Here is a 26,687-nt window from a genome sequence, read left to right on the forward strand (position 1 = left end):
TCGTTCGTCCAGGTGAGGGCGGCACACATCTTGTGTGCCGCCCTCACCTTTTTGCCGTGGAATACAGCTGGATGGTTGAATGTTTGATCAGTTACATGCAAACGCATGGATCTAGTTCGCGGAGGAGCAACCATGCAGTTCGGAATCTTCACGGTCGGTGACGTCACCACTGATCCCACGACGGGGGCGACCCCGACAGAGCACGAGCGCATCAAGGCCATGACGACCATCGCCAAGCACGCCGAGGAAGTCGGTCTCGACGTCTTCGCGACCGGCGAGCATCACAACAAGCCGTTCGTGCCGTCATCTCCGACCACGATGCTCGGATACATCGCGGCCCAGACCGAGAAGATCACGCTCTCCACGTCCACGACGCTGATCACCACCAATGACCCGGTGAAGATCGCCGAGGATTACGCGATGCTTCAACACCTCGCCGAGGGGCGCGTCGATCTGATGATGGGTCGCGGAAACACCGCGCCTGTGTACCCGTGGTTCGGCAAGGACATTCGCGCCGGTATCCCGTTGGCGCTCGAGAACTATCAACTTCTTCGCCGGCTCTGGGACGAGGAGGTCGTGAACTGGCAAGGGGAGTACCGCACTCCACTCCAGGGATTCACGTCCACACCGCGCCCGCTGGACGGCGTCGCGCCGTTCGTGTGGCACGGCTCGATCCGCAGCCCCGAGATCGCGGAGATCGCGGCGTATCACGGCGACGGATTCTTCGCGAACAACATCTTCTGGCCGAAAGAGCACTACATCGAGCTGATCAATCTTTACCGCCGGCGTTACGAGCATTACGGCCACGGGTCCGCGGATCAGGCGATCGTCGGTCTCGGTGGTCAGGTCTTCATGCGCAAGAACAGTCAGGACGCGGTCAAGGAATTCCGTCCGTATTTCGACAATGCTCCGGTGTACGGCCACGGGCCCTCACTCGAAGAGTTCACCGAGCAGACGCCGCTGACCGTCGGTTCCCCTGAACAGGTCATCGAGAAGACGTTGGCGTTTGCCGATTTCTTCGGCGACTACCAGCGCCAGCTGTTCCTGATGGATCACGCCGGGCTGCCGCTCAAGACGGTGCTCGAGCAGCTCGATCTGCTCGGTGAGGAAGTTGTTCCGGTTCTGCGCCGTGAGTTCGCGGCCAGGCGGCCAGCACATGTGCCGGACAACCCGCCCACTCACGCGTCGATGAAGGCGGCTCGTGAGGCAAGCAGTGTCACTGCCTGACGAGCAACCGCCTGAGGTTCCGGTCAGCACCACCGAACTCGCCACCGACGCCTGGGAAGCCTTGTTTCGCGCCCAGGTGTCGGTGATGCGGCGGCTCTCTGCCGATGACGTCTGGGATCAGGTGTCGATGCGCGAGTACGACGTGCTGTTCACGCTGAGTCTTGCGCCGAGTAGTTCCCTTCGCTTGCATGACCTGAATCGGGAGATATTGCTGAGCCAGCCTTCGCTCAGTCGCCTGGTGGAACGGTTGGAGGGCGAAGGTCTGGTAACGAGAAGTGTTGATCCACAGGATCGCCGCGGGACGATCGTGCAACTCACCGAAACGGGTGCAGCGCTGCAGAAATCAGTGGGTCGCCGTCATGCCGCGAGCATCCGCCGCCACGTCGGACCGGCCCTGGACGCGGATGAACTTCGACTGTTGGCCGAATTGTGCACGCGTCTGCGTCTCGCGCAGTCATGACTGGAGGCAGGATGGACGATATGAGCAACCTCGAAGCGCAGCCCGTCGAGCAGGAATGCGAAGGCCATCCGGCGGAGAGCGAGATTCAGATCCTCACCCCGCGCGACGTACCGCTCGGTGGCCCGCGGGCCATGCGAGTGCGACGCACCCTCCCGCAACGCGAGCGTTCGCTGATCGGGGGATGGTGTTTTGCAGATCATTACGGTCCGGATGACGTCGGCTCAGGACCGGGCATGCATGTGCCGCCGCATCCGCATACCGGTTTGCAGACGGTGAGTTGGCTGTTCACCGGAGAGATCGAGCACCGTGACAGCATCGGTTCCCATGCGATGGTGCGGCCGGGTGAACTGAATCTGATGACGGCCGGGAGTGGGATCGCGCACTCCGAGGTGTCGACGCCGAATACGAAGGTTCTGCACGGGATGCAGTTGTGGGTGGCCCTGCCGGATGCGGCGCGCGATACCGCACCCGCGTTCGTTCACTATCGACCGGAGCCGGTGACCACCGATGGTGTCACGCTCAGTGTGTTCCTCGGTTCGCTCGCCGGTGAAACGTCTCCGGTGTCTACCTTCACCGAATTACTCGGTGCCGAGGTGATTCTCGATCCTGGGGCCGAGATCGCCCTCGATGTCGATCGTTCACATGAGCACGGCGTGATCGTCGATCAAGGATCGGTTGTTCTGCGTGGTACCACTGTCGGCTGGGCCGAGTTGGGTTATCAAGCACCGGGTTTCGGAAAACTGACTTTGCGCAATCCGGGATCCGAACCGGCTCGACTGCTACTTCTCGGCGGGAAACCGTTGGGCGAGCAGGTCATCATGTGGTGGAACTTCATGGGCCGTACACACGCAGAGATCGTCGAGTATCGACGCAAGTGGCAGGCCGAGCTTGCCTCCGGATTCGACGGCAGCGTCCCGGACCGGCGTTTCGGCGTCGTGCCGGGATACGACGGTCCGGCGCTCCCGGCACCCGAGTTGCCGAACAGTACGTTGCGGCCCCGAGGCTAGTCGTTGCTCTTGCTGCTACCGGCCGCGAGCGTCGTTTCGATCAGGCTTGTTCGATGTCCTGGTGAGCCTTCGCGAGCATGATGTAGCCGGCGCCGTTGGCGGTGATACCGGCCTTTTCGCCTTCGGAGAGTTCACGTTTGACCTTGGCGGGCACGCCGGCGACCAGTGATCCAGGTGGGATTTGCATCCCCTGAGACACGACGGCGCCGGCTGCAATCAGTGACCCCGAGCCGATGTGTGCGCCGTTGAGCACCACGGCACCCATGCCGACGAGAACGTCGTCTTCGACGGTGCACCCGTGCAGCACTGCGTTGTGGCCGACCGAGATTCGTTCGCCCAGCACTGCGGGGAACGTCGGGTCGGCGTGCACGGTGCAGTTGTCCTGAATGTTGGTGTCAGCGCCGATGGAGATCGATTCTGCGTCGCCGCGGATAACCGCGCCGTACCAGATGCTGGCTCCCGCAGCGATGGTCACCGCGCCGACAACGGTGGCGTTGGGTGCGATGAACGCACTTTCGTCGATCTGCGGGGTGTTACCGAGAACGGTGGCGATGATCGGGTTGGTCATGGTTCTCCTGTGCGTTGGAATGACGTGCTCTGACGGTACCTGGACTACTTCGCTGTGGGTTTTCGATTCATGACGACTGTGCCGACGCCCGCGGTCACCACCAGTGCGATGGCCACGAGTGTGAACGCGTCGCGCGTTTGCCCGATCACGAGGACTCCGGCCAGTGCGGCCGCTGCGGGTTCGAGGGCGATGAGGACGGCAAAGACTTTCTTGGCTAGAGAGCGCAGCGCCCACATTTCCAAGCTGTACGGGATGACGGACGAGAGGACGGCGACGGCTGCGCCTGCGGCGAGCATCGTCGGATCCAGCAGTTCACTTCCTCCCGAGACGACGCCGAAGGGCAGCGTCAATACGGCCGCGACGATGCTTGCGCCTGCCAACCCGTCGGCGCTCGGGAGCGTCGCGGCCAGGTGGGAACCGGCCACGATGTATCCGGCCCACGCAGTAGCGGCGATCAACGCGAACATCACCCCGATCGGGTCCAAGCCGGATTCGCCGTGATCGCCCAACCCGAGCAGCAACACTCCGCCGAAGGCGAGCAGCACCCATGCTCCGTCGGCCCACCGACGAGACAGAACTGCGGCCAGGGTGAGCGGTCCGAGGAACTCGATGGTGACGGCCGTTCCGATGGGCACCGTGTCGAGGGCGAGGTAGAAGGCGCCGTTCATCACGGCGAGGGCGATGCCCAGCGCGAAGATGCCTTTGCGCTGCCGGTTCGACCATCTGCTCCATCGCGGGCGGACGATGACGCCGAGGATGATCGCGGCGATCGTCAGCCGCAGCGTCGTGGCTCCGGCCGGCCCGATCTGCGAGAACAGTGTCGTCGCGAATGCCGCTCCGAACTGGAGCGACAGTATCGACGTGAGGACTGCTCCGACCGGCAGTAGCTGACTGCCGGCCTTCATTCTCCGGTGAACTCGGGACTTCGACGCTCGAGCATCGCGGCGACGGCTTCGTGGTGATCTCGGGTGTGGTGGGCGATCGACTGCATGGCGGCCGAGAGTTCGAGCAAGCTCTCGAGGCTCTGGTGCTGGCCCTCGCGGAGGAGCTTTTTGGTCATGCGGAGTACCTGCGGGGGATTGGCGGCTACTCGAGCTGCCAAAGCGTGCGCAGCGGAAAGCAATTCCTCGGGCTCGGTCACCTGCGAGACCAGACCCCAGTCGAGTGCCTTCGCAGCATCGATCGGTTCACCGGTGAACGCCATCTCGGCCGCGCGGGCGTTGCCGATCGCGCGGGGGAGCAGCCACGCTCCGCCGTCGCCGGGAATGAGTCCTACCTTGACGAAACTCTCGGCGAAGACTGCGGCGGTCGAGGCGATGCGGAGGTCGCACATGAGTGAGAGGTCGCAGCCCGCTCCGATGGCCGGGCCGTTGACCGCCGCGATGGTCGGCACCTCACACGTGTACAGCGCGAGCGGGATGCGTTGGATGCCGTGCCGGTAGCCCTGGCGGATCTCGCCGGGTGCGCCACCGAACATGCCCTCCTTGTCTCGCATGTGCTTGACGTTGCCGCCGGAGGAGAAGGCCGATCCGGCCCCCGTCAGAATGACCGTGCGCACACTCTGATCTCGGTTGACCGCGGTGACTGCGTCTTCGAGGGCCTCGATCATGTCGATCTCGGAGATCGCATTGCGGGTGTCCGGGCGATTGAGGGTCCACGTGACCACATCGCCGGTTCGCGAGATCAGTACGGCGTCGCTCATGGGTGCTCCTGGTTGTCGATGGCAGTTGAGCTCAGTCTCTCACCACAGGATTTCGCAATAACAATCATTCGTGCTTGATTTTTATGGATGTGAGTGTGATGCTGGTCGCATGGCCGAACTTCAGACGTTCATCGATGACTTGCGGGCCGAAGGCGAGAGCCTCGACGCCCTGGTTGCGGATCTGCCCGAGGAGAAATGGGCGACAATGACGCCTGCGGAAGGGTGGACCATCGCACATCAGATCGGGCACCTGCACTGGACGGACAGTGCAGCGATCCTGGCGATCACCGACCCGGACGGGTTCGCGGAGCAGTTGAAGGCGGCGTTCGTGAACCCGGCAGGGTTTGTCGACGACGGTGCTGCCGAACAGGCGGCCCGCCAGCCGGCGGAGTTGCTCGCCGATTGGCGAGCGGGGCGCACCGCTCTCGTCGAGGCGCTCACCGCCGCCCCGGCCGGAACCAAGTTCCCCTGGTACGGCCCGCCCATGGGCGGTGTCTCCATGGCTACCGCGCGACTGATGGAGACGTGGGCGCACGGGCAGGACGTTGCCGACGCACTCGGCGTCGAACGCGCTCCGACGGCGCGCATCAAGAACATCGCTCACCTGGGTGTGCGGACGCGAAACTTCGCGTACTCGGTCAACGAGAAGACGCCGCCCGCCGACGATTTCCGGGTTGAGTTGACCGCGCCGGACGGGTCGCTCTGGACCTGGGGGCCGGAAGATGCGCCGCAGAAGGTCACCGGGCCGGCGTTGGACTTCTGCTTGCTGGTCACCCAGCGTGCCAATCGCGCCGATCTCGATCTGGTCGCCGTGGGTGCCGATGCGGACGAGTGGCTCGGGTTCGCGCAGGCCTTTGCCGGACCCAGCGGTGAGGGACGAGCCGCCGTCGGATCCAGCGGTGAGGGACGAGCATCGAAGGTGGGCAAATGAGTTCGGTACGGATTGGTAACTGCTCCGGGTTCTACGGCGACCGCGTCTCGGCGATGCGCGAGATGCTCGAGGGCGGCGAACTCGACTACCTGACCGGCGACTACCTGGCCGAACTGACGATGTTGATCCTCGGGCGGGATCGGATGAAGGACCCGTCGCTCGGCTACGCGAAGACGTTCCTGCGGCAGGTGGAGGACACGCTCGGCCTTGCGCTCGACAAGGGGGTGAAGATCGTCGCGAATGCAGGCGGTCTCAATCCCGCCGGACTGGCCGACGCGTTGCGCGAGGTCAACACCAAGCTGGGGTTGAACGCGAAGATCGCCCACGTCGAGGGCGACGATTTGATCTCTCGGGCAGACGAACTCGGACTCGGCTCCCCACTGACGGCCAATGCGTACCTCGGCGCCTGGGGCATCGTCGAAGCATTGTCGGCCGACGCCGATGTCGTGGTCACCGGACGGGTCACCGATGCGTCGGTGATCGTCGGTCCGGCCGCTCACCATTTCGGTTGGAAGCGAGATGATTTCGATCAGCTTGCCGGTGCTGTCGCGGCGGGCCACGTCATCGAGTGCGGAACCCAGGCCACCGGCGGCAACTACGCGTTCTTCACAGAGATTCCCAATCTGGGCCGGCCTGGCTTCCCGATCGCCGAGATCAACGCGGACGGAACCTCGGTCATCACCAAGCACGCCGGAACGGACGGCGAGGTGAGCGTCGGCACGGTGACGGCGCAGCTGCTGTACGAGATCACCGGTGGACGCTATGCAGGCCCGGACGTGACGACCCGCATCGACAACGCAGTGCTCACCCAGGAAGGCCCGGACCGGGTGTTGATCAGCGGCGTCACGGGCGAGGCTCCGCCGCCGCAGTACAAGGTCTCCCTGAACACGCTGGCCGGGTTCCGTAACGAGGCCACCTTCATCCTCACGGGTCTCGACATCGAGGCCAAGGCCGATCTGGCGAAGACTCAGCTCGAATCCTGGCTGACGAAGAAGCCCGCCGAACTGGTCTGGACTCTCGCTCGCACGGATCATCCGGATTCCGACACCGAGGAAACCGCGAGTGCGTTGCTGCGCTGCGTGGTTCGCGATTCCGACCCCAAGGTGATCGGTCGCCCTTTCTCCGCGGTTGCGGTGGAAATGGCACTTGCCAGCTACCCCGGCTTCTCGCTGACGGCTCCGCCGAGCAACGGCCAACCGTACGGAGTGTTCACCCCCGGCTACGTCGACGCGGGATCGGTGCCGCACGTGGCCGTACTGCCGGACGGCACGCGCGTGGACATCGCTCCGTCCACGTTGACGCAGGACCTCGAACCCGTCGGCGAACCGGAGCGTCCGGAGCCGTTGCCGCCACAGACGTCGCTTTCAGTACCACTCGGCACGATCGCCGGTGCCCGTAGCGGCGACAAGGGCGGAAATGCCAACGTCGGCGTCTGGGTTCGCACGGACGATCAGTGGAAGTGGTTGGCGCACACACTGACCGTCGAGATGCTCAAGGAACTGCTACCGGAAGCAGCAGACCTGAACGTCACTCGCTACCAGCTTCCGCACCTTCGTGCCGTCAACTTCGTGATCGAGGGAATTCTCGGTCAGGGTGTCGCCTCGCAGGCGCGGTTCGATCCGCAGGCCAAGGGAATTGGTGAATGGCTGCGTTCGCGCCACATCGACATCCCGATTTCGCTACTCCCCGTAACTGACGAGAAAGAGGATTCACGGTGACCGTGTGGACCACACCGGAAAGGCTTGCGCTTCGCGAGACCGTACGCGGATTCGTGAACCAGGAGATTCTGCCGCATCTGACGCAGTGGGAGCGAGACGGCGAGATTCCGCGCGAATTGCACCGCAAGGCAGGCGCTCTCGGACTCCTCGGGGCCAGCGCACCCGAATCGGCCGGTGGTGAGGGCGGCGACGCCGTCGACTCCATCGTGATCTGTGAGGAGATGCATCAGGCAGGTGCGTCGGGCGGGCTGTTCGCATCGCTCTTCACCTGCGGCATCGCGGTGCCGCACCTGATCGCGGCCGGCGACGAGGCGCAGATCGAGAAGTGGGTCAAGCCGACCCTGCGCGGCGACAAGATCGGCTCGCTCGCCATCACCGAGCCCGGCGGAGGCAGCGACGTCGGGCACCTGACAACTACAGCCAAGCGCGACGGCGATCATTACGTCGTGAACGGCGCCAAGACGTTCATCACCTCCGGCGTTCGAGCGGACTTCGTCGTTACAGCGGTGCGCACCGGTGGTCCCGGCGCGGGTGGTGTATCACTGCTCGTGATCGAGAAGGGCACACCGGGATTCACCGTCTCGCGCAAACTCGAGAAGATGGGCTGGCGCGCATCCGATACCGCGGAACTCTCCTTTGTCGACGCCCGGGTTCCGGTGGAGAATCTGGTCGGTGCAGAGAACAGCGGCTTCGCGCAGATCGCCCAGGCATTTGTCTCCGAGCGGGTAGCGCTCGCCGCGCAGGCGTATGCCAGTGCAGAACGTTGCCTGGAGCTGACGCTCGAATGGTGCCGCGCCCGTGAGACTTTCGGTCGCCCCCTGATCAGTCGGCAGGCCGTCCAGAACACCGTCACCGAGATGGCCCGCAAGATCGACGTCGCCAAGGTGTACACGCACTCGGTGATCGAGCGGTACATGGCCGGTGACGGCGATCTGATCGCCGAGGTGTGCTTTGCGAAGAACACGGCAGTCGAGACGGGCGAATGGGTTGCGAACCAAGCTGTTCAGCTGTTCGGCGGCCTCGGATACATGCAGGAAAGCGAAGTGGAGAGGCAGTACCGGGACATGCGAATTCTGGGAATCGGTGGCGGAACCACCGAAATCCTCACCGGCCTCGCGGCCAAGCGATTGGGGTATCAGTCATGAGTGTCATCCGGTCAACACTGGACACCAATTCCGAGGTGTACAAGACCGCAACTTCGACCATGAACACCAAGCTCGCCGAGATCGAGGTCGAGCACGCCAAGGCGTTGGCGGGTGGCGGCGAGAAGTACACCGAGCGGCACCACAAGCGGGGAAAGCTCCTGGCACGCGAGCGGATCGAACTCCTGCTCGATCAGGATTCACCGTTCCTCGAACTGTGTCCCCTCGCTGCGTGGGGGAGTGACTTCCCGGTCGGCGCCAGCACCGTGGTCGGTATCGGCGTCGTCGAAGGTGTCGAATGCCTGATCGTCGCCAACGATCCCACCGTGCGCGGCGGCGCCAGCAACCCGTGGACGCTGCGTAAGGGTTTCCGCGCCAACGACATCGCCATGCAGAACCGACTCCCGGTGATCTCCCTCGTAGAGTCCGGCGGCGCAGACTTGCCGACGCAGAAAGAGGTGTTCATCCCGGGCGGGCGTATGTTCCGTGACCTCACTCAGCTGTCCGCAGCCGGAATCCCCACCATTGCACTGGTCTTCGGTAACTCGACGGCCGGCGGTGCGTACATCCCGGGCATGTCCGACCACGTCGTGATGATCAAGGAACGCTCCAAGGTGTTCCTCGCAGGCCCGCCGCTGGTCAAGATGGCCACCGGTGAGGAATCCGACGACGAGGCACTCGGCGGCGCCGAAATGCACGCTCGCAAGTCCGGGTTGGCCGACTACTTCGCCGCCGACGAGCAGGACGCGATCCGCATCGGGCGCTCGATCGTCAAGCGGCTCAACTGGACCAAGAAGGGGCCGGCGCCGCGCGCGGAGATCATCGAACCGCTCGAGGATCCGGAAGAGTTGCTCGGCATCGTTCCGGCCGACCTGAAGATCCCGTTCGATCCGCGTGAGGTCATCGCCCGTATCGTCGACGGTTCCGACTTCGACGAGTTCAAGCCGCTCTACGGTTCCTCCCTCGTGACCGGGTGGGCAGAGCTCAACGGCTACCCGATCGGCATCCTGGCGAACGCACGTGGAGTGCTCTTCAGTGAGGAATCACAGAAGGCCACGCAGTTCATCCAGCTCGCCAATCGTTCCAACACGCCGTTGCTGTTCCTGCACAACACCACCGGCTACATGGTGGGTAAGGAATACGAGGAGGGCGGCATGATCAAGCACGGATCGATGATGATCAATGCGGTTGCCAACTCCAAAGTTCCGCACATCTCGATCCTGCTCGGAGCGTCGTACGGCGCCGGTCACTACGGCATGTGCGGACGGGCGTTCGATCCGCGATTCCTCTTTGCCTGGCCCAGTTCCAAGTCCGCCGTCATGGGCGGTGCGCAGCTCGCCGGCGTCATCTCCATCGTGGGACGCGCTGCTGCCGAGGCGCGCGGCCAGGTCTTCGACGAGCAGGCCGACGCCGGCATGCGCGCGATGATCGAGAACCAGATCGAGGCCGAGTCACTTCCGATGTTCCTGTCGGGTCGTCTGTACGACGACGGCGTCATCGATCCCCGAGACACCCGCACCGTGGTGGGAATGTGCCTGTCGGCCATCGCCACCGCCCCGATCGAAGGCACCGAGAACTTCGGCGTCTTCCGTATGTGAGGCACGCCGTGACAATCACTTCAGTACTGGTCGCCAATCGTGGCGAAATCGCCCGCCGTGTCTTTGCAACCTGCCGCAAGAACGGAATCGGCACGGTCGCGGTATTTTCCGACGCAGATGCCGACAGCCCGCACGTCGCCGAAGCCGATGCTTCGGTTCGCCTACCGGGTAACACGCCTGCCGAGACCTACTTGCGGGGTGAGCTCGTCATCGCCGCCGCCAAGGCTTCGGGCGCCGACGCGATTCACCCCGGATACGGATTCCTCTCCGAGAACGCGGAGTTCGCGCGCAGCGTCATCGACGCGGGACTGACGTGGATCGGCCCGCCCGTCGAATCCATCGAGCTCATGGGGTCGAAGGTCGAGTCCAAGAAGATCATGGACGCCGCCGGAGTGCCGGTGCTCTCCGAACTCGATCCCGCCGCGGTGACCGAGGCTCATCTGCCGGTGCTGATCAAGGCGTCGGCGGGCGGCGGCGGACGCGGAATGCGTGTCGTTCGTGAATTGTCGGCGCTGGACGGCGAACTGGAAGCGGCGCGGCGTGAGGCGCAGTCCGCTTTCGGCGACCCGACAGTCTTCTGTGAGCGTTACCTCGAGACCGGTCGGCACATCGAGGTTCAGGTCATGGCCGACCGCCACGGTGCGGTGTGGGCGGTGGGGGAGCGCGAGTGCTCGATCCAGCGTCGGCATCAGAAGGTGGTCGAAGAGGCCCCGTCGCCGCTCGTGCAACGCATCCCCGCCATGCGCGACAAGCTGTTCGACGCCTCGCGGCTCGCAGCCAACGCCATCGGTTACGAGGGGGCAGGAACCGTTGAATTCCTGGCTGACGAAAAAGGCGACTTCTTCTTCCTGGAAATGAACACGCGTTTGCAGGTGGAGCATCCGGTCACCGAGTGCACCACTGGACTCGATCTGGTGGAACTGCAATTGCAGGTCGCTTCAGGTGAAGCACTTCCGGACGATCAGCCGGAGATCCGTGGGCATTCGATCGAAGTGCGCCTGTACGCCGAGGACCCCGCCAAGAACTGGCAGCCGCAGAGCGGAACCGTCCACCACATCGAGTTGCCCGGTGACCCGCAAGAATTCAGTGTTCTGCGTGAGCAGGGCGTTCGCCTCGACTCCGGCGTCGTCGACGGCAGTGTTGTCGGCGTCCACTACGACCCGATGTTGGCCAAGGTCATCTCGTACGCGCCGACGCGGACCGCAGCTGCCCGGCTGCTCGCATCGACGCTGGCGCGCACCAGGATTCACGGGCTGCGCACCAACCGCGACCTGCTCGTCAACGTCCTGGCCCACCCCGCCTTCATTGCCGGAGACACCGACACTGCCTTCTTCGAGACTCACGACCTCGAGAAGCTGTCTACGCCCTTGGCCGATACCGACGCCGAAAGACTCTCGGCGCTGGCGGCGGCACTTGCCGATGCCGCGCACAACCGGGCGTCGGCCCGCGTCATCGGCCGCTTGCCCAGCGGGTGGCGCAACCTCCCGTCGCAGCCGCAGAGCAAGAGCTATTCCACTGCGTCGGGCGACTACGACGTCCGCTACTCCCTGAGCCGAAGCGGCGTGCTGAGTGCAGAAGGCTTCGACGACGTGCGCCTGGTATCGGCAACTGCGACCCGGGTAGTGCTCGAGCAGAGCGGAGTACAGCGCTCGTTCGACGTTGCGGCCTACGGGAGTGAGATTTTTGTCGACTCCTCGCTCGGACCCGTCGCGTTGACGGCAGCACCGCGCTTCGTGGATCCGTCGGCAGAAGTCGCCGCCGGTTCGTTGCTCGCTCCGATGCCGGGATCGGTCATCCGCCTCGGTGCCGCACTCGGTGACACCGTCACCGCCGGCCAGCCGATTCTGTGGCTGGAGGCCATGAAGATGGAACACACCGTCACCGCGCCGACTGCCGGTGTCCTGGTGGAACTTCCGGTCGCCGTCGGCCAGCAGGTCGAGGTCGGATCGGTACTCGCACGTGTGGAAGAACCCGCTACAGAAGAGGAAGCATGATGAGTTTCATCGAAACCGAAGAGCAGAAGGAACTGCGGGCATCCGTTTCCAAACTGGGTGAGCGCTTCAACTACGTCGACTACGTGCTGCCCAAGGCGCGAAAGGGGGAGCCGCTCACCGAATTGTGGAACGAGGCGGGCAAACTCGGATTCCTGGGCGTCAACCTGCCGGAGGAATACGGCGGCGGCGGTGCAGGCATCTACGAACTCGCGCTGGTGCAGGAGGAATTGGCGGCGCAGGGTGCCGGTCTGCTCCTGGTTGTCGTATCCCCGGCCATCTGCGGCACCATCATCGGCAAGTACGGCACGGCGGAGCAGAAGCAGCAGTGGCTACCCAGCCTCGCCGACGGCTCCAAGATCATGGCGTTCGGAATCACCGAGGCCGACGCTGGTTCCAACTCTCATCAGATCACCACGACGGCACGCAGGGATGGCGACGACTGGATCCTGAGCGGCAACAAGATCTACATCTCGGGTGTCGATCAGGCTGACGCGGTCCTCGTCGTTGCGCGGACCGAGGACTCCAAGACGGGCAAGCTCAAGCCCGCTCTGTTCATCGTCCCCACGGATTCTCCCGGATTCGTGAAGACGCAGATGGAGATGGACATCATCGAACCGGACCACCAGTTCATCCTCTTCCTCGACGACGTCCGTCTGCCGGCCGACGCTCTGGTCGGCGAAGCCGATGCCGCCCTGATGCAGTTGTTCGCCGGCCTCAACCCCGAGCGCATCCTGGGTGCGTCGATGGCCATCGGCATGGGCCGTTACGCCCTGAACGCCGCAGTGAAGTTCGCCAACGAGCGCACGGTGTGGAAGACGCCGATCGGTGCGCACCAAGGCATTTCGCATCCACTCGCGCAGGTGAAGATCGAACTCGAGCTCGCCAAGCTGATGATGCAGAAGGCCGCGGTGCTCTACGACAGCGGTGACGATTTCGGTGCTGCCGAAGCCGCGAACATGGCCAAGTACGCCGCCGCCGAAGCCAGCATCAAGGCGCTCGATCAGGCGATCCAGACGCATGGCGGCGCAGGACTGACGAAGGAATACGGACTGGCCGCCATGCTCGGTGCGGCTCGTATCGCCCGTGTCGCGCCGGTGAGCCGCGAGATGATCCTCAACTTCGTCTCACAGCATTCCCTCGGTCTGCCACGGTCCTACTAGGAAGAGGCGACTCATGACGGATCAGGACAAGCCATACGTACGGTACGAAGTATCGGGCGGTGCTGCCACGATCACTCTCGACTCACCCCACAACCGCAACGCGATTTCGACGCGGTTGGTCACGGAGTTGCAGGCTGGGTTGACGTCGGCTGCCGCCGATCCGGCAGTTCGAGCGGTGGTACTCACCCACACCGGTGGAACATTCTGTGCGGGAGCCGATCTCAGTGAGGCCTCCGGTTCGTCCGCATCACCGGAGGACGCCGTCAAGGAGCGAGGACGGGGGATGCTGACACTCTTGCGCAGCATTCTCGAGCTTCCCAAGCCGGTGATCGGGCGGATCGACGGTCACGTCCGGGCCGGAGGCATGGGTCTTGTCGGGGCGTGCGACATCGTCGTCGCCGGACCGGCGAGCACCTTCGCGGTGACGGAATCACGGTTGGGTTTGGCAGCGTCCATCATTTCGCTCACGGTCCTACCGAGGCTCGACCAGCGATCTGCGAGCCGCTATCTGCTCACCGGCGAGAAGTTCGGCCAGCACGAGGCCGAATCCATCGGACTCGTCACCTCCGCGTCGCAGGACACGGAGGAGTCGATCACCGAACTGCTCGGCACCTTGCGCCAATGTTCACCGCAGGGACTTGCCGAATCGAAGTGGATCACGACGCGTTCGGTCCTGGCTGGATTCGACCGGGACGGCGAGGAGATGATCGCGCAGTCGGCTCGGCTGTTTTCCTCTGACGAGGCTCGTGAGGGCATGATGTCTTTCTTGCAGAAGCGTCCAGCGGCCTGGGCGCAGTAGAAACTGCGCAGCTGGGACACAGAAGCGCTGGAACACAGAAGTAGAAGGGATGGCGGCGCGATGACTCGAGAGCCCAAGCAGGACCGAAGTCGAGTCACGCGCTCCCACCTGCTCGAAGTGACTGTGGAGTGTCTCGCCGAACTCGGGTGGAGCGCAACGACGATGAGCGTCGTCGCGCAGCGTGCCGGGGTGTCCAGAGGCGCCATGCAGCATCACTTCCCGACCCGCGAGGACCTCATCACCGCGGCGCTCGAGGTGATGTTCGACGCCCGGATGGATCAGGCACGAAAGGAATCGACCGACCTTCCGGTGGGTGCCGGACGAACCGAGGCGATCATTTCGCGGTTGGTGGAGTACTACACCGGGACTCTGTTCAAAGCAGCACTGCAGGTGTGGACGGCCGCTGCCTCCGACCCCGACCTGCGTGCCCGCGTACTGCCCCTCGAGGAACGATTCGGGCGCATCGCGCACCGCATGGCCGTCGAGAGTCTGGGTGTCGACGACTCCGACCCGGTGACGCACCGCTTGGTACAGGCGACCCTGGACCTGGCCCGCGGGCTGGGGCTGGCTGATGTCTTGACAGACGACTCGCGCCGACGCACCGAGGTGGTCAAACAGTGGGCGGCGCAATTGGATTCCACACTTGTTCGGGTACCGGTGGCAACTCCCTGAATCGGTAGCGGCGGGGCCGGCGCCGGTGCTCTCGACGCGCACGTGGCGTGTGTCGGGGGCCACCGAGAAGTACAGTCGGCTCCATGGCCGCACGCACTCTCACTTCGATCGGGACTTCGGTATTGGTCTCGGCTGCCGTGCTCTCGGCCGTGGTCGGCTGCAGCTCCGGCGACGGGTCCGTCGATCAGCCGGGCGACGGTGCGGGTTCGCAGGCACTCGCACCTACGGATCCGGGCCCGATGTTCGCCGAATGCGGCTCTGTGACCGACGAGGAAGTTGTCAACGCCTTCAATCTCGGCACTTTTGCGACGACGACGCGCAACGGCGTCGGTTGCCAGTGGGAAGTCGCCGGTTCGAACGGTCCGAGCGTCAGTTTCTCCTGGTACCGCGGTAGCCCGATCGGCCGCGAACGGGCCGGGTCCGACCTGCTCGGACGTCCTGCCGACGACATCACGATCGGTGGACACCAGGGCTTCATCGCGTCCACGGCAGGTTCGTTGTGCGAGTTGGGTATCGCGTTCGGCGGAGACTTCGTGCACTGGTCGATCACCTACGGTTTGCTGCCACCGACCGCGGATCCATGCACGGTGGCGCGGGATCTGATGGAAAAAACAGTTTCGAGGGCACAGTGAAGTTCGAGGGCGCCGTGAAGCGCATAAGGATCGGACTCGCCTTGGCGGGGTCGCTGGTTCTGCTGACAGGCTGCGGCTCGGTGGTCACCGGGACTCCCCGTGCGGAGGGCAGCTACGGCGGTAGTGACAGCCAGGAATTCGCGAACGTCCTCCAAGAATGCGAAGCCGTCACCGACGAGCAGATCGCCGGTGCCGTGGGTGCCGACGCCGTCGGGCGTGGGTTCTTCGGCGCTATCTGCCGTTGGGACGGCATCGGGACCGCGGGTCCGATCAAGATCACCTTCAACTGGTTCGAGACGGGCACCCTCGATCACGAGCGCGCTGCATTCGAGCACCTGGGATACGTGGTGGCGAAAATCGACATCAACGGCAGTGGCGGGTACCAGGTTCGCCAGCCGGCCGATCCGCAGAGCTGCGGGGTGAGCGCGAGCGCACCGGCCGGGGGAGTGTTCGGTTGGTGGGTCACCGAGCCGCAAGGCGGCGCGGATCCGTGCGAGGCTGCGGCAAAGCTCGGCGCGTTGACGTTGAACCGCAGCATCTGATCGCGACCGGTCCGGCTGCGTGGTCTGAGTGTGCAGCCAGAGTGTCTGGTCAGAGCGTGAGGTCACTATCACCGTGGCCTCACTTTGACCTCGTGGCGCGCCGACAGGTATCGTTATGGGTCGTGTCCGGCATGCCCGGGCCGATCTGTGTGCCTAGCTAGGTATTGCCGTGCGCGCGTTCGAGCAGAAACTGCTGATGAACGAGCATCCGGCTGCCTGTGTGGGGGTATGCGACACGCCCGACCTCGGGGGCAGTGCGCGGCATGAAAGTGCTGAGTACAGACTCTGAGGTGGGTGAGGAGCAGCAGCTCTCTTGCTCCAACTGCTAGATCCCTAATTTCAGAACAGCCACGTTTTCGAACGGCCCGAGTTCGCTCGAGCAGTCTGTTCGTCACAAGAAAGCCGGTAAATGCCAACCATCAACCAGCTGGTCCGCAAGGGTCGCCGCGACAAGACCGCCAAGGTCAAGACGGCAGCCCTCAAGGGCAGCCCGCAGCGTCGTGGCGTGTGCACTCGCGTGTACACCACCACCCCCAAGAAGCCGAACTCCGCGCTCCGTAAGGTCGCACGTGTTCGCCTCACGACTTCGGTCGAGGTCACCGCGTACATCCCCGGTGAAGGTCACAACCTTCAGGAGCACTCCATGGTGCTCGTCCGTGGCGGTCGTGTGAAGGACCTCCCGGGTGTCCGTTACAAGATCATCCGCGGCTCCCTCGACACCCAGGGTGTCAAGGGTCGCAAGCAGGCACGCAGCCGCTACGGCGCCAAGAAGGAGAAGAGCTAATGCCACGTAAGGGCCCCGCTCCGAAGCGCCCGCTCATCAACGACCCGGTTTACGGTTCCCCGTTGGTGACGCAGCTCGTCAACAAGATCCTGCTGGACGGCAAGAAGTCCACCGCAGAGCGAATCGTGTACCAGGCTCTCGAGCAGGCACGCGAGAAGACCGGCACCGATCCGGTCGTCACCCTCAAGCGCGCCCTGGACAACGTCAAGCCTGCACTCGAGGTTCGTAGCCGCCGCGTCGGTGGCGCTACCTACCAGGTGCCGGTCGAGGTTCGCCCCGGTCGTTCCACCACGCTGGCACTGCGCTGGCTGGTCACCTTCTCGCGTGCACGTCGTGAGAAGACCATGGTCGAGCGTCTCGCCAACGAGCTCCTCGATGCCAGCAATGGCCTCGGTGCAGCTGTGAAGCGTCGCGAAGACACTCACAAGATGGCCGAAGCCAACAAGGCATTCGCCCACTACCGCTGGTGATGTAAAGCGTCGGAGCAACTGCCATCGGGTGGGGCTCCGACGCTTGTCGCCGTTGGCGGCCTGATCATCGCGACGGATTCCGGACGCAGGTGGCCAGGTTCGCCTCGGCAGAGACATAATTGAAAGACCATGGCCCTGACGGTGGAACACACCGATAAGGCCGACACCCGAAAACCAAGCAACGAGCGGGGAAGAAACCTGTGGCACAGGAAGTGCTGACTGACCTGAACAAGGTCCGCAACATCGGCATCATGGCGCACATCGATGCCGGCAAGACCACCACCACCGAGCGCATCCTGTTCTACACCGGTGTCAATTACAAGATCGGTGAGACGCACGACGGTGCGTCGACGACGGACTGGATGGAGCAGGAGAAGGAACGCGGCATCACGATCACGTCTGCCGCCGTGACTTGCTTCTGGAACAACAACCAGATCAACATCATCGACACCCCCGGCCACGTCGACTTCACGGTCGAGGTGGAGCGGTCGCTGCGCGTGCTCGACGGCGCAGTTGCTGTCTTCGACGGTAAAGAGGGTGTCGAGCCGCAGTCCGAGCAGGTTTGGCGTCAGGCTGCCAAGTACGACGTTCCGCGCATCTGCTTCGTCAACAAGATGGACAAGATGGGCGCGGACTTCTACTTCACAGTCCAGACCATCATCGACCGCTTGGGTGCGAAGCCGCTCGTTCTCCAGCTGCCCATCGGCGCTGAGGACGACTTCGACGGCGTCGTCGACCTGGTCGAGATGAAGGCCATCACCTGGCGCGGCGTGGTCCCGACGGGAACCGCTCCGACCATCGAGGAGATCCCCGCGGATCTCGTCGAGAAGGCTGCCGAGTACCGCGAGAAGCTGCTCGAGACGGTTGCAGAGTCCGACGAAGCTCTCATGGAGAAGTACTTCGGCGGCGAAGAGCTCACCATCGAGGAGATCAAGGGCGCCATCCGCAAGATGACGGTCGCCTCCGAGCTGTACCCGGTTCTCTGTGGCTCCGCGTTCAAGAACAAGGGCGTTCAGCCCATGCTCGACGCTGTCATCGACTACCTTCCGAACCCGCTGGACATCGGCGAGGTTATCGGCCACAAGCTCGGTGACGAAGAAGTAGAGATCACTCGCAAGCCGAGCAAGGACGAGCCGTTCTCGGCTCTCGCCTTCAAGATCGCTGCTCACCCGTTCTTCGGCAAGCTGACCTTCGTCCGCGTGTACTCGGGTCGTATCGATCCGGGTGCTCAGGTGCTCAACGCAACCAAGGGCAAGAAGGAGCGCATCGGAAAGCTCTTCCAGATGCACGCCAACAAGGAGAACCCGGTAGACGAGGCCGTAGCCGGCCACATCTACGCAATGATCGGCCTCAAGGACACCACCACCGGTGACACCTTGTGCGATCAGGCGAGCCCCATCGTCCTCGAGTCGATGTCGTTCCCCGCGCCGGTCATCCAGGTCTCCATCGAGCCCAAGACCAAGTCCGACCAGGAAAAGCTGGGCGTCGCGATCCAGAAGCTCGCCGAAGAGGACCCGACCTTCTCGGTCGAGCTCGACGAAGAGACCGGTCAGACCGTCATCGGCGGTATGGGCGAGCTCCACCTCGACATCCTCGTCGACCGCATGCGTCGCGAGTTCAAGGTCGAGGCGAACGTCGGTAAGCCGCAGGTTGCGTACCGCGAGACCATCACCAAGAAGGTCGAGAAGCACGACTACACCCACAAGAAGCAGACGGGTGGCTCGGGCCAGTTCGCAAAGGTCATCATCGCTCTGGAGCCTTTCGTGGGCGAAGACGGTGCTACCTACGAGTTCGAGAACAAGGTCTCCGGCGGACGTATCCCGCGCGAGTACATCCCCTCCGTGGATGCCGGTGCGCAGGACGCGATGCAGTACGGTGTTCTCGCCGGCTACCCGCTCGTGAACCTGAAGCTGTCGCTGCTCGATGGTGCTTACCACGACGTCGACTCCTCGGAAATGGCGTTCAAGGTTGCCGGTTCGCAGGCACTGAAGGAAGCCGCCCGCAAGGCCGGCCCCGTCATTCTCGAGCCGCTCATGGCTGTCGAGGTCACAACGCCCGAGGAGTACATGGGCGACGTGATCGGCGACCTCAACTCCCGCCGTGGCCAGATCCAGGCCATGGAGGAACGCAGTGGTGCCCGTGTCGTGAAGGCGCTGGTTCCGCTCTCGGAGATGTTCGGTTACATCGGTGACCTGCGGTCGAAGACCCAGGGCCGAGCGAACTTCTCCATGGTGTTCGATTCCTACGCAGAGGTTCCCGCGAACGTCTCGAAGGAAATCATCGCCAAGGCGACGGGCGAGTAAGCACAGCGAGCTCCCCAGCCCGCGCCGGCAAGTAACCTCGGTTTCTTCCGGCACGAAGCACGACCTAGTAACAACCAACCGCACTGCTGCATACGGCAAGCAACAACAGTCCAGGAGGACACAAAGTGGCGAAGGCGAAGTTCGAGCGGACGAAGCCGCACGTGAACATCGGCACCATTGGTCACGTCGACCACGGCAAGACCACGACGACGGCGGCCATCACCAAGGTTCTCGCGGATGCATTCCCCGACCTGAACGAGGCTTCGGCCTTCGATCAGATCGACAAGGCTCCCGAGGAAAAGGCTCGTGGCATCACGATCAACATCTCGCATGTTGAGTACCAGACGGAAAAGCGCCACTACGCGCACGTCGATGCACCGGGTCACGCCGACTACATCAAGAACATGATCACCGGCGCAGCTCAGATGGACGGCGCTATCCTCGTCGTCGCAGCTACCGACGGCCCGATGCCCCAGACGCGCGAGCATGTCCTGCTCGCTCGCCAGGTTGGCGTTCCTTACATCCTCGTCGCCCTGAACAAGGCCGACATGGTTGACGACGACGAGATCCTCGAGCTCGTCGAGATGGAGGTCCGCGAACTGCTGGCCGCTCAGGAATTCGACGAGGAAGCCCCCGTCATTCCGATCTCGGCACTCAAGGCACTCGAGGGTGACCCGAAGTGGACGCAGTCCATTCTCGACCTGATGGCTGCTGTCGACGAGTCCATCCCGGACCCGATTCGTGAGACCGAGAAGCCCTTCCTCATGCCCGTCGAGGACGTCTTCACGATCACCGGCCGTGGCACCGTTGTCACCGGTCGTATCGAGCGTGGCGTTGTCAACGTCAACGAAGAGGTCGAGATCGTCGGCATCAAGGAAACCTCGACCAAGACCACGGTCACGGGTATCGAGATGTTCCGCAAGCTGCTCGACTCGGGCCAGGCCGGCGACAACGTCGGACTGCTCGTTCGTGGCATCAAGCGCGAAGATGTCGAGCGTGGACAGGTTGTCGTCAAGCCGGGCACCACGACTCCCCACACGGAGTTCGAGGGCCAGGCATACATCCTGTCGAAGGACGAGGGCGGCCGCCACACCCCGTTCTTCAACAACTACCGCCCGCAGTTCTACTTCCGTACCACGGACGTTACGGGCGTCGTGACGCTGCCTGAGGGCACCGAGATGGTCATGCCCGGTGACAACACCGAGATGTCCGTCAAGCTGATCCAGCCTGTCGCCATGGACGAGGGCCTGCGCTTCGCAATTCGCGAAGGCGGCCGTACGGTCGGCGCCGGCAAGGTTGCCAAGATCATCAAGTGAGACTCTTGTCTCGCTAGCTGATTCACAGCACTGAAAAGGCGCTCATTCCCTTCGGGGAGTGAGCGCCTTTTCTGTGTCTGTGATCGAGTGGCCTGTGATCGAGTGTTCGGTGATCGGGTGCCTGCGTGCTTCTTACTTACTTGTTGGCTTCCACCCTGTCGAGGTGCAGCAGAACCTGTACTGCGACGGTTGAGCCGTCGAGGCTGCGCCTGGTTGCGCCGGCGATGCGTTCGGCCGAAGCGGTGAATCCGGCGACGTCGATCGACGGATCTGCAGTGACGACAATCGACAGCGTCGGCAGTCCGCGATCGACCGTCGCTTTGCTCTTGGTGCTCCGCACGCCGGTCAGCTGAGCGAGTTCGGCCGCTACGCCGTCTGCGACGGGTCCGAGATCCACGCTGACGTCGGTACCGGATTCGTTGTGCCGCAATGTGACTGCGCTTGTACGGCGCCGGCGAAGGTTCAGGTACAACAGCCCGAAACCGGCGAAGACACAGAGGACGAAGGTGCCCGACAGTACCCAGTGCCACCACGGCTCCTCCGGAAGGCCGAAGAGGACCTCCCGATCGAGGCGTGACACCCAGGTTCGAATCAGCGACGCGCCCGCGTCCCACGCGATGGCGTATGCGCCCGCCGCGAGGAGTGCGATTCCGACGATGAGGACGATGATCCGATCGACCGCGGAGATCCAACGGTTCACGAGGCGTCCTTTCGTCGTACTACAGTTTCTCGCACGACAACCGAAAGTTGCAGTGGCCGCTGCAGTATCGCGAGGTGGGGCCGAACCGCCGCGTCGACGGCTGCGGCAAGTTCAACTCGATCGCCACCGGTCGATTCGATGTGGACCTTGACGTGTTTACGGTCGACGCTGGTGTGAGCCGAGCCGACGCCGGGAACGACCGCTGCGTGGCTACTGCACAGACGTGCAATGTCAGTCGGCCGCATCCACACCGTCGATGCGCTCGGGTTCCCGAGTGGGACATGGGTTTTCGCACGGCGTTTGATCGCCGACATTATCAGGACAACACCCGCGACAACGGCAGCGATCGCCACCGGAAGTAGCCACGGTTGCCAGTGCAGACGAGACGTCCACTCCACGGAGTTTCGGATCCAGGGTGCCGATTCGAAAGTTTCACGGTTGATGAACCATTCGCGCGAGACGACGAAGGCGAGTGCGAGTAGACCACACGCGATGACGACGGCCGAAACCGCGGCCGCCGGGTTCGCAGAGGGGACCCGCGGCGGAATCGGATCCGAGAGTGCCTGCTGTGCCGGGCCCTCCGCGATCTCGACGCCGGAAACACAGGAGTCGTCAGAACCCTCGGTTGCCGCGATCATCACGTTCATGTCGTGGAGTGGAAGCCCGGTCAGCGATTCGACGCTGCGTCCGACTTCCGTTCGCACCCGGCCGGTCAACTCGGTGACCGAACACGGCCAGGACACGGCGAGGAAGAGATTGATGGCGACGGCGTCGCTACCCATCGAGATGTCGGCTCGCGGAAGGTCGCGTCCGGTCAGGCGAGTCAAGCCACCGGACTGGCGGACCACCCCCGGGACGTTCACCGCTGCGGCCGTGGCGATCTTGGCCATCGCACGGTCCTTGATGACCAAGGAGCCGCGTAGGCCAGGATCGTCCGCTGCGCTGGGATCGGACGGCTCAGCCACGGCCACGGCTTCGGAGGATCGCGCCGAGGTCGAGATGTCCGTCGCGGTGTGCTCCGATCGCCATACCGGCGGCGCCGAGCAGGACTGCGAAGACGAAACCGCTGAACCCACCCATGATTCCGGCGAGTGCGAGGAGCAGACCGACCAGCAGTCCGACGGTGGTGCTGTTCATGTCAGTTCCCTTCTCGAATGTTCGGTGCAATGTCTGTGACGGTGGCAGGCTCGGTGACTGCATTTTCGGCATCAACGGGTAGATATCCCGCGGTCGACAGGTCGCCGACGGTCACGTTCACCGGTACGTCGACCAATCTCGCCACCACCGCTCGTACGCGTTCGGCGACGCTGCGAACGTCTGCCGGATAGTGAACGGAAATGTGTACAGCACAAGAGTTTTCGTCGACGACGACGCCGGTGATGCGGCGTCCGGGGAGGTAGGTTCCCACTTCGCCGAACTGTCCTCCGTGCAGATCTGCCACTTCCGGGATGGCAAGAACCGCGTCGGCGACTACCTCGGCCGCGTCGATCTCGCGGCCGGCGTCGGCGGTACTCACTGAACCCTCGGCTTGGCTTCCGGATCGGTACTGCCGCCGCTCTCTGCATCCTCGAAGAGCATGACGTCGAAGACGGTGATGTTGACCTCGGTGACCTCGAGACCCGTCATGCTTTCCACTGCGGCAATGACGTTGCGGCGGATACCTACCGCCAGTTCGTGGAGTGCGACGCCGTACTCGGCGACAATGCCGATGTCGATGGCGGCTTGTTTCTCGCCTACCTCCACCGCCACGCCCTGGGCATGGTTGACGCGGGCGCCCGGTATGCGGTCGCGAAGTGCCCCCACCGCACGCGCTGTGCCCCCGCCGACGTCGTACACGCCGTTGATCTCGCGGGTCGCGATACCGGCGATCTTGGCGACCACGGCGTCGGCGATGATCGTCTTACCCTGGGTGCTGACTAGTTCCGCGCCACCGTCGGCGCCGAATCGGACGCTGTTCTTTTCACTGGAATCGCTGGTCATGGGGGCTCCCTGCTCATGTGTCAGTGCGTGCGTCTGAAGTACCTCCAACTGTAGTGACTGGTAGGTGACCATGCGGGATGCACCACACCTACTCCGGCATTTGGTATGGCAGAGTCGGAGGCAAATAGTGACGGCGTTCATAGTGAGCGCTGCAAGTGACATGGGTCGGACAGGGTGGTACGTGGTGGCACGGATAGTGATCGTGGGTGCGGGTTTGTCGGGACTGCGGACCGTCGAGGAACTGCGACGAGCGGGTTTCGAAGGTGAATTGACGCTCGCGGGTGGAGAAACGCATCTGCCCTACGACAGGCCTCCGTTGTCGAAGGAAGTGATCCGCGGCGACAAGGACGAGACGACCTTGCGTCCGGCCGAGTTCTACGTCGAGAACAAGGTCGATCTCAAGCTCGGTTCGCCGGCAACCTCGGTGGACACGGTCGCCAAGTCGGTGGCGTTCGCCGACGGATCCACCCTGGACTACGACGAGTTGGTCATCGCGACCGGACTGACTCCGCGTCGCATCGCCGGCCTTCCGGAGTTGTCCGGAGTGCACGTTCTGCGCTCCATCGAGGAAGCGTTGGCCCTCCGCGCCGACCTTGCTCCCGGTAAGCGTGCGCTGATCGTCGGGGCCGGCTTCATCGGCTGCGAACTGGCCGCGAGCATGAAGTCTCACGGCGTCGACGTCGTGTTGCTCGAACCACAGCCGACGCCGCTGGCGTCGGTGCTCGGCCCCACCGTCGGCGCCCTCGTCGAACGTCTGCATCGGAACGAGGGCATCGACGTCCGAGTCGGTACGGGCTTGACCTCGCTGTCCGGCGACGGAGCGGTTGCCGCTGCGACCTTGAGCGACGGTTCGGAAATCCCGGTCGACGTGGTCGCGATCGGAGTCGGTTCGGTGCCGGTCACGGGATGGCTCGACGGTTCGGGGATCGAACTCGACAACGGAGTGCTCTGCGACGGCGTCGGCCGCACCAGCACCGAACACGTCTGGGCGGTCGGCGACGTCGCGTCCTGGCAGATCGGAGATCGACGCAAGCGTGTCGAACACTGGACCAATGCTGGGGACCAGGCCAAGATCCTGGCGGGAGCGATCACCGGAACGGGTGATCCGGATGCGCCGGCGCAGGTTCCGTACTTCTGGAGCGATCAGTACGACGTCAAGATCCAGGCATTGGGGACCGTCGCACCCACGGACACCGTTCACATCGTGAAGGACGACGGCCGAAAGTTCGTCGCATACTACGAGCGCGACGGTGTGCTGGCAGCTGTCGTCGGCGGCGGTAGCGCGGGAGCTGTGATGAAGATGCGCGCGAAGATCGCAGCCGGCACGCCCATCTCGGACGTGTTGGAGTCCACACCGGCCTGAACGGATGAGGCAGGACCGGTACCGAGACGATAGATTTGTGCGGTGATCGTTGCACTCATCGACTCGGGACTGGGCCTGCTCCCTACCTCTGCGTGGCTCAGACGCCTGCGCCCGGATCTCGATCTTGTGCTGTCCCTCGATCCGGACGGCGCCCCCTGGGGGCCCAAGCCCGAGCCGTGGGTCGTCGACCGGGTACTCGGTGCGGTGCGGCGGAGCCTCGATCGTGGGGCTCAGGTCATCGTTCTTCCATGCAATACCGCGAGCGTCACCGCTCTCCCACACGTCCGCGAACTGGTCGGACCGGGTGTGCCGGTCATCGGAACGGTGCCCGCGATCAAGCCCGCGGCCGCCGCGTGCGATTCAGTGGCGATCTGGGCTACCGCCGCGACGACTGCCAGCCGGTACCAAGCCGATCTGATCGAACAGTTCGGCAACGGCGCCAAGGTCGTCGGGGTGCCGTGCCACGGCCTGGCCGATTCGATAGACCTCGGTGATCGTGCAGCCGCACTTGCAGCCATCGAATCCGCAGTGGCCCGGACGCCGGACGACGTCAACGGCGTTGTCCTCGGCTGCACGCACTACCCACTGCTCGCGGACGAAATCGCAGCGCGGCTACCCGCCGGCGTCACACTCTTCGACAGTGCCGAAGCCGTTGCACGACAGACCCTGCGGCGGATCGACGGGCTCGGTGACGCGGGTGAAGGATCGGGAACCGTCGAGGTTTTCGTGAGTGGACGTCCGGGCGCGCTACCGCCCAGCGCCGAAGCCTTCGACGCCGGGCGGTTGTTGGGCGCGATCAAAGCCTGATCCAGCCTGCAGCCAGCCATTCATCAATGGGCAGCTTCTCCGCTCCGTCAATGGGCGGCTACTCCGCTCTGTCAATGGGCGGCTACTCCGCTCCGTCAATGTGCGGCTACGCCGCCGTGACCCCCGTGATGCATCCGCGCACTCATCACCGGCATCGCACTCACCGCGACCACAACGGTCAGGACCCCGACCACCCAGGCCGTCCACGACGCACCGCGTAGAGCGTCGAAGCTCATGACCCAGGGTGAAATGAACATCAAGACGCCGAAAACGCCCATCGCGTAATCCGCCATGGCCATGTCCGGACGTGCCATGTGCGCCAGACCCGACAGTGCAACCAGGACACCCAGGACGACGAGTGACCACATTGCCCGATCGGTGGTGTCGAGCCACATCGGCGAGAGAGCCGCAAAGACGCCGAGAACCACCGCGACGGCATCTTGCATTCGATTCCACGACTTCATGACGAGACCTCCAAAGACGAGAGTGTGTCCACCTGTAGTACACGCCCGCGGCAGATCGAGATCAACTCTCCGCCAATTGCATTCGCGTTGCAGTTAGAGGCGATGTGGAGGCTCGAATATCAAGATTTGTGACTATTCGTCCGGATTGCCACGAGCCCGCGCGGAGCGCTGGCCGCGATATGTCCCGAGAGTGCCATGAGGGTGAGAGTGGTGAATGCGATAGCGGCGGTGATCATGGGTGGTCCTTTCACTGACTGTCCTCGAGTGTCGTCTGCCGACCTGTGGCCGAGCAGGGCACACGGTGTGAGGACGCTGAGAGAATCGAAGAGTCCGCACAGACGACCCGTG

General features: G+C 63.8%; 28 protein-coding genes. 19 read left to right on the forward strand and 9 right to left on the reverse strand.

The window, feature by feature from the left end; genetic code table 11:
- Window positions 1-132: 132 nt before the first annotated feature.
- Genes QRN54_RS09705 through QRN54_RS09715 form a run of 3 tightly spaced genes read left to right on the forward strand, consistent with a single transcriptional unit; the run spans window position 133 to window position 2,694 of the window.
- Window positions 133-1,227 (forward strand): LLM class flavin-dependent oxidoreductase, encoded by a 1,095-nt coding sequence (locus QRN54_RS09705; RefSeq protein ID WP_007728412.1) that lies wholly within the window; start codon window positions 133-135, stop codon window positions 1,225-1,227.
- Window positions 1,214-1,687: a MarR family winged helix-turn-helix transcriptional regulator gene (locus tag QRN54_RS09710; RefSeq protein WP_007728410.1), complete on the forward strand. Its 474-nt coding sequence runs from the start codon at window positions 1,214-1,216 to the stop codon at window positions 1,685-1,687. The genes QRN54_RS09705 and QRN54_RS09710 overlap by 14 nt, the downstream gene beginning before the upstream one ends.
- Window positions 1,688-1,707: 20 nt before the next feature.
- Window positions 1,708-2,694 (forward strand): pirin family protein, encoded by a 987-nt coding sequence (locus tag QRN54_RS09715; protein WP_058038176.1) that lies wholly within the window; start codon window positions 1,708-1,710, stop codon window positions 2,692-2,694.
- 40 nt (window positions 2,695-2,734) lie between these two features.
- Here QRN54_RS09715 and QRN54_RS09720 read toward each other — a convergent pair whose 3' ends face one another.
- Genes QRN54_RS09720 through QRN54_RS09730 form a run of 3 tightly spaced genes read right to left on the reverse strand, consistent with a single transcriptional unit; the run spans window position 2,735 to window position 4,964 of the window.
- Window positions 2,735-3,262, reverse strand: a complete 528-nt coding sequence (locus QRN54_RS09720; RefSeq protein WP_003941993.1) for a gamma carbonic anhydrase family protein — start codon at window positions 3,260-3,262, stop codon at window positions 2,735-2,737.
- 44 nt (window positions 3,263-3,306) lie between these two features.
- Window positions 3,307-4,167, reverse strand: a complete 861-nt coding sequence (locus QRN54_RS09725) for an EamA family transporter (RefSeq protein WP_285181898.1) — start codon at window positions 4,165-4,167, stop codon at window positions 3,307-3,309.
- Window positions 4,164-4,964, reverse strand: coding sequence for a crotonase/enoyl-CoA hydratase family protein (locus QRN54_RS09730; protein ID WP_047268912.1), 801 nt, complete (start codon window positions 4,962-4,964; stop codon window positions 4,164-4,166). Before QRN54_RS09730 ends, QRN54_RS09725 begins: the two co-directional genes overlap by 4 nt.
- Window positions 4,965-5,073: 109 nt before the next feature.
- Here QRN54_RS09730 and QRN54_RS09735 point away from each other — a divergent pair, with 109 nt between their 5' ends.
- The 14 genes from QRN54_RS09735 to tuf all read left to right on the forward strand — a co-directional run bounded on the left by QRN54_RS09735 (window position 5,074) and on the right by tuf (window position 21,025).
- Entirely contained in the window at window positions 5,074-5,895 is an 822-nt protein-coding gene (locus QRN54_RS09735; RefSeq protein ID WP_003941918.1) for a TIGR03084 family metal-binding protein, read from the forward strand.
- Entirely contained in the window at window positions 5,892-7,613 is a 1,722-nt protein-coding gene (locus QRN54_RS09740) for an acyclic terpene utilization AtuA family protein (RefSeq protein ID WP_047268913.1), read from the forward strand. The genes QRN54_RS09735 and QRN54_RS09740 overlap by 4 nt, the downstream gene beginning before the upstream one ends.
- Window positions 7,610-8,758, forward strand: a complete 1,149-nt coding sequence (locus tag QRN54_RS09745; protein WP_007728404.1) for an acyl-CoA dehydrogenase family protein — start codon at window positions 7,610-7,612, stop codon at window positions 8,756-8,758. Before QRN54_RS09740 ends, QRN54_RS09745 begins: the two co-directional genes overlap by 4 nt.
- Window positions 8,755-10,353 carry an acyl-CoA carboxylase subunit beta gene (locus QRN54_RS09750; protein ID WP_064074182.1) on the forward strand — a complete coding sequence of 533 codons (1,599 nt, stop codon included), beginning with the start codon at window positions 8,755-8,757 and terminating at the stop codon, window positions 10,351-10,353. Before QRN54_RS09745 ends, QRN54_RS09750 begins: the two co-directional genes overlap by 4 nt.
- An 8-nt stretch (window positions 10,354-10,361) precedes the next feature.
- On the forward strand, window positions 10,362-12,347 hold the full coding sequence (locus QRN54_RS09755; protein ID WP_050656406.1) for an acetyl/propionyl/methylcrotonyl-CoA carboxylase subunit alpha: 1,986 nt from the start codon (window positions 10,362-10,364) through the stop codon (window positions 12,345-12,347).
- Window positions 12,347-13,507 carry an acyl-CoA dehydrogenase family protein gene (locus QRN54_RS09760; protein ID WP_003942033.1) on the forward strand — a complete coding sequence of 387 codons (1,161 nt, stop codon included), beginning with the start codon at window positions 12,347-12,349 and terminating at the stop codon, window positions 13,505-13,507. Before QRN54_RS09755 ends, QRN54_RS09760 begins: the two co-directional genes overlap by 1 nt.
- A gap of 13 nt (window positions 13,508-13,520) precedes the next feature.
- The gene (locus tag QRN54_RS09765; protein WP_007728400.1) at window positions 13,521-14,306 is read left to right on the forward strand and encodes an enoyl-CoA hydratase family protein; all 786 of its coding nucleotides are present in this window, start codon (window positions 13,521-13,523) and stop codon (window positions 14,304-14,306) included.
- 60 nt (window positions 14,307-14,366) lie between these two features.
- Window positions 14,367-14,978 (forward strand): TetR/AcrR family transcriptional regulator, encoded by a 612-nt coding sequence (locus tag QRN54_RS09770; protein WP_003942008.1) that lies wholly within the window; start codon window positions 14,367-14,369, stop codon window positions 14,976-14,978.
- An 83-nt stretch (window positions 14,979-15,061) separates the two neighbouring features.
- Window positions 15,062-15,610: a DUF3558 domain-containing protein gene (locus QRN54_RS09775; RefSeq protein ID WP_047268916.1), complete on the forward strand. Its 549-nt coding sequence runs from the start codon at window positions 15,062-15,064 to the stop codon at window positions 15,608-15,610.
- Window positions 15,607-16,152, forward strand: a complete 546-nt coding sequence (locus QRN54_RS09780; RefSeq protein ID WP_064074181.1) for a DUF3558 domain-containing protein — start codon at window positions 15,607-15,609, stop codon at window positions 16,150-16,152. Before QRN54_RS09775 ends, QRN54_RS09780 begins: the two co-directional genes overlap by 4 nt.
- 409 nt (window positions 16,153-16,561) lie before the next feature.
- Window positions 16,562-16,936, forward strand: a complete 375-nt coding sequence (rpsL, locus tag QRN54_RS09785) for a 30S ribosomal protein S12 (protein WP_003941908.1) — start codon at window positions 16,562-16,564, stop codon at window positions 16,934-16,936.
- Window positions 16,936-17,406: a 30S ribosomal protein S7 gene (rpsG, locus tag QRN54_RS09790; protein WP_003941856.1), complete on the forward strand. Its 471-nt coding sequence runs from the start codon at window positions 16,936-16,938 to the stop codon at window positions 17,404-17,406. Before rpsL ends, rpsG begins: the two co-directional genes overlap by 1 nt.
- 200 nt (window positions 17,407-17,606) lie before the next feature.
- Window positions 17,607-19,709, forward strand: a complete 2,103-nt coding sequence (gene fusA, locus QRN54_RS09795) for an elongation factor G (protein WP_007728394.1) — start codon at window positions 17,607-17,609, stop codon at window positions 19,707-19,709.
- 125 nt (window positions 19,710-19,834) lie between these two features.
- Window positions 19,835-21,025 (forward strand): elongation factor Tu, encoded by a 1,191-nt coding sequence (gene tuf / locus QRN54_RS09800; RefSeq protein WP_003941926.1) that lies wholly within the window; start codon window positions 19,835-19,837, stop codon window positions 21,023-21,025.
- Window positions 21,026-21,161: 136 nt separating this feature from the next.
- Here the strand turns inward: tuf and QRN54_RS09805 are convergent, their stop codons facing one another.
- Genes QRN54_RS09805 through QRN54_RS09825 form a run of 5 tightly spaced genes read right to left on the reverse strand, consistent with a single transcriptional unit; the run spans window position 21,162 to window position 23,705 of the window.
- Window positions 21,162-21,725 (reverse strand): hypothetical protein, encoded by a 564-nt coding sequence (locus QRN54_RS09805; protein WP_003942084.1) that lies wholly within the window; start codon window positions 21,723-21,725, stop codon window positions 21,162-21,164.
- Window positions 21,722-22,696: a DUF6286 domain-containing Asp23/Gls24 family envelope stress response protein gene (locus QRN54_RS09810; protein ID WP_082931432.1), complete on the reverse strand. Its 975-nt coding sequence runs from the start codon at window positions 22,694-22,696 to the stop codon at window positions 21,722-21,724. The genes QRN54_RS09805 and QRN54_RS09810 overlap by 4 nt, the downstream gene beginning before the upstream one ends.
- Window positions 22,683-22,862, reverse strand: coding sequence for a hypothetical protein (locus QRN54_RS09815; RefSeq protein WP_003942043.1), 180 nt, complete (start codon window positions 22,860-22,862; stop codon window positions 22,683-22,685). Before QRN54_RS09815 ends, QRN54_RS09810 begins: the two co-directional genes overlap by 14 nt.
- 1 nt (window position 22,863) lies before the next feature.
- Window positions 22,864-23,241 carry a hypothetical protein gene (locus QRN54_RS09820; RefSeq protein WP_042453130.1) on the reverse strand — a complete coding sequence of 126 codons (378 nt, stop codon included), beginning with the start codon at window positions 23,239-23,241 and terminating at the stop codon, window positions 22,864-22,866.
- Window positions 23,238-23,705 (reverse strand): Asp23/Gls24 family envelope stress response protein, encoded by a 468-nt coding sequence (locus QRN54_RS09825; RefSeq protein WP_003941912.1) that lies wholly within the window; start codon window positions 23,703-23,705, stop codon window positions 23,238-23,240. The genes QRN54_RS09820 and QRN54_RS09825 overlap by 4 nt, the downstream gene beginning before the upstream one ends.
- Before the next feature lie 160 nt (window positions 23,706-23,865).
- Between QRN54_RS09825 and QRN54_RS09830 the strand changes: the two genes are divergently transcribed.
- On the forward strand, window positions 23,866-25,068 hold the full coding sequence (locus QRN54_RS09830; protein ID WP_172403507.1) for an NAD(P)/FAD-dependent oxidoreductase: 1,203 nt from the start codon (window positions 23,866-23,868) through the stop codon (window positions 25,066-25,068).
- Between the two features lie 42 nt (window positions 25,069-25,110).
- Entirely contained in the window at window positions 25,111-25,875 is a 765-nt protein-coding gene (locus tag QRN54_RS09835) for a glutamate racemase (RefSeq protein ID WP_003941981.1), read from the forward strand.
- Window positions 25,876-25,970: 95 nt separating this feature from the next.
- Here the strand turns inward: QRN54_RS09835 and QRN54_RS09840 are convergent, their stop codons facing one another.
- Complete coding sequence (locus QRN54_RS09840) at window positions 25,971-26,339, reverse strand: SPW repeat domain-containing protein (protein ID WP_003941901.1); 369 nt, start codon at window positions 26,337-26,339, stop codon at window positions 25,971-25,973.
- Window positions 26,340-26,687: the final 348 nt, after the last annotated feature.

The organism is Rhodococcus sp. MEB032, assembly GCF_030208925.1.
Classification (GTDB): domain Bacteria; phylum Actinomycetota; class Actinomycetes; order Mycobacteriales; family Mycobacteriaceae; genus Rhodococcus_F; species Rhodococcus_F qingshengii.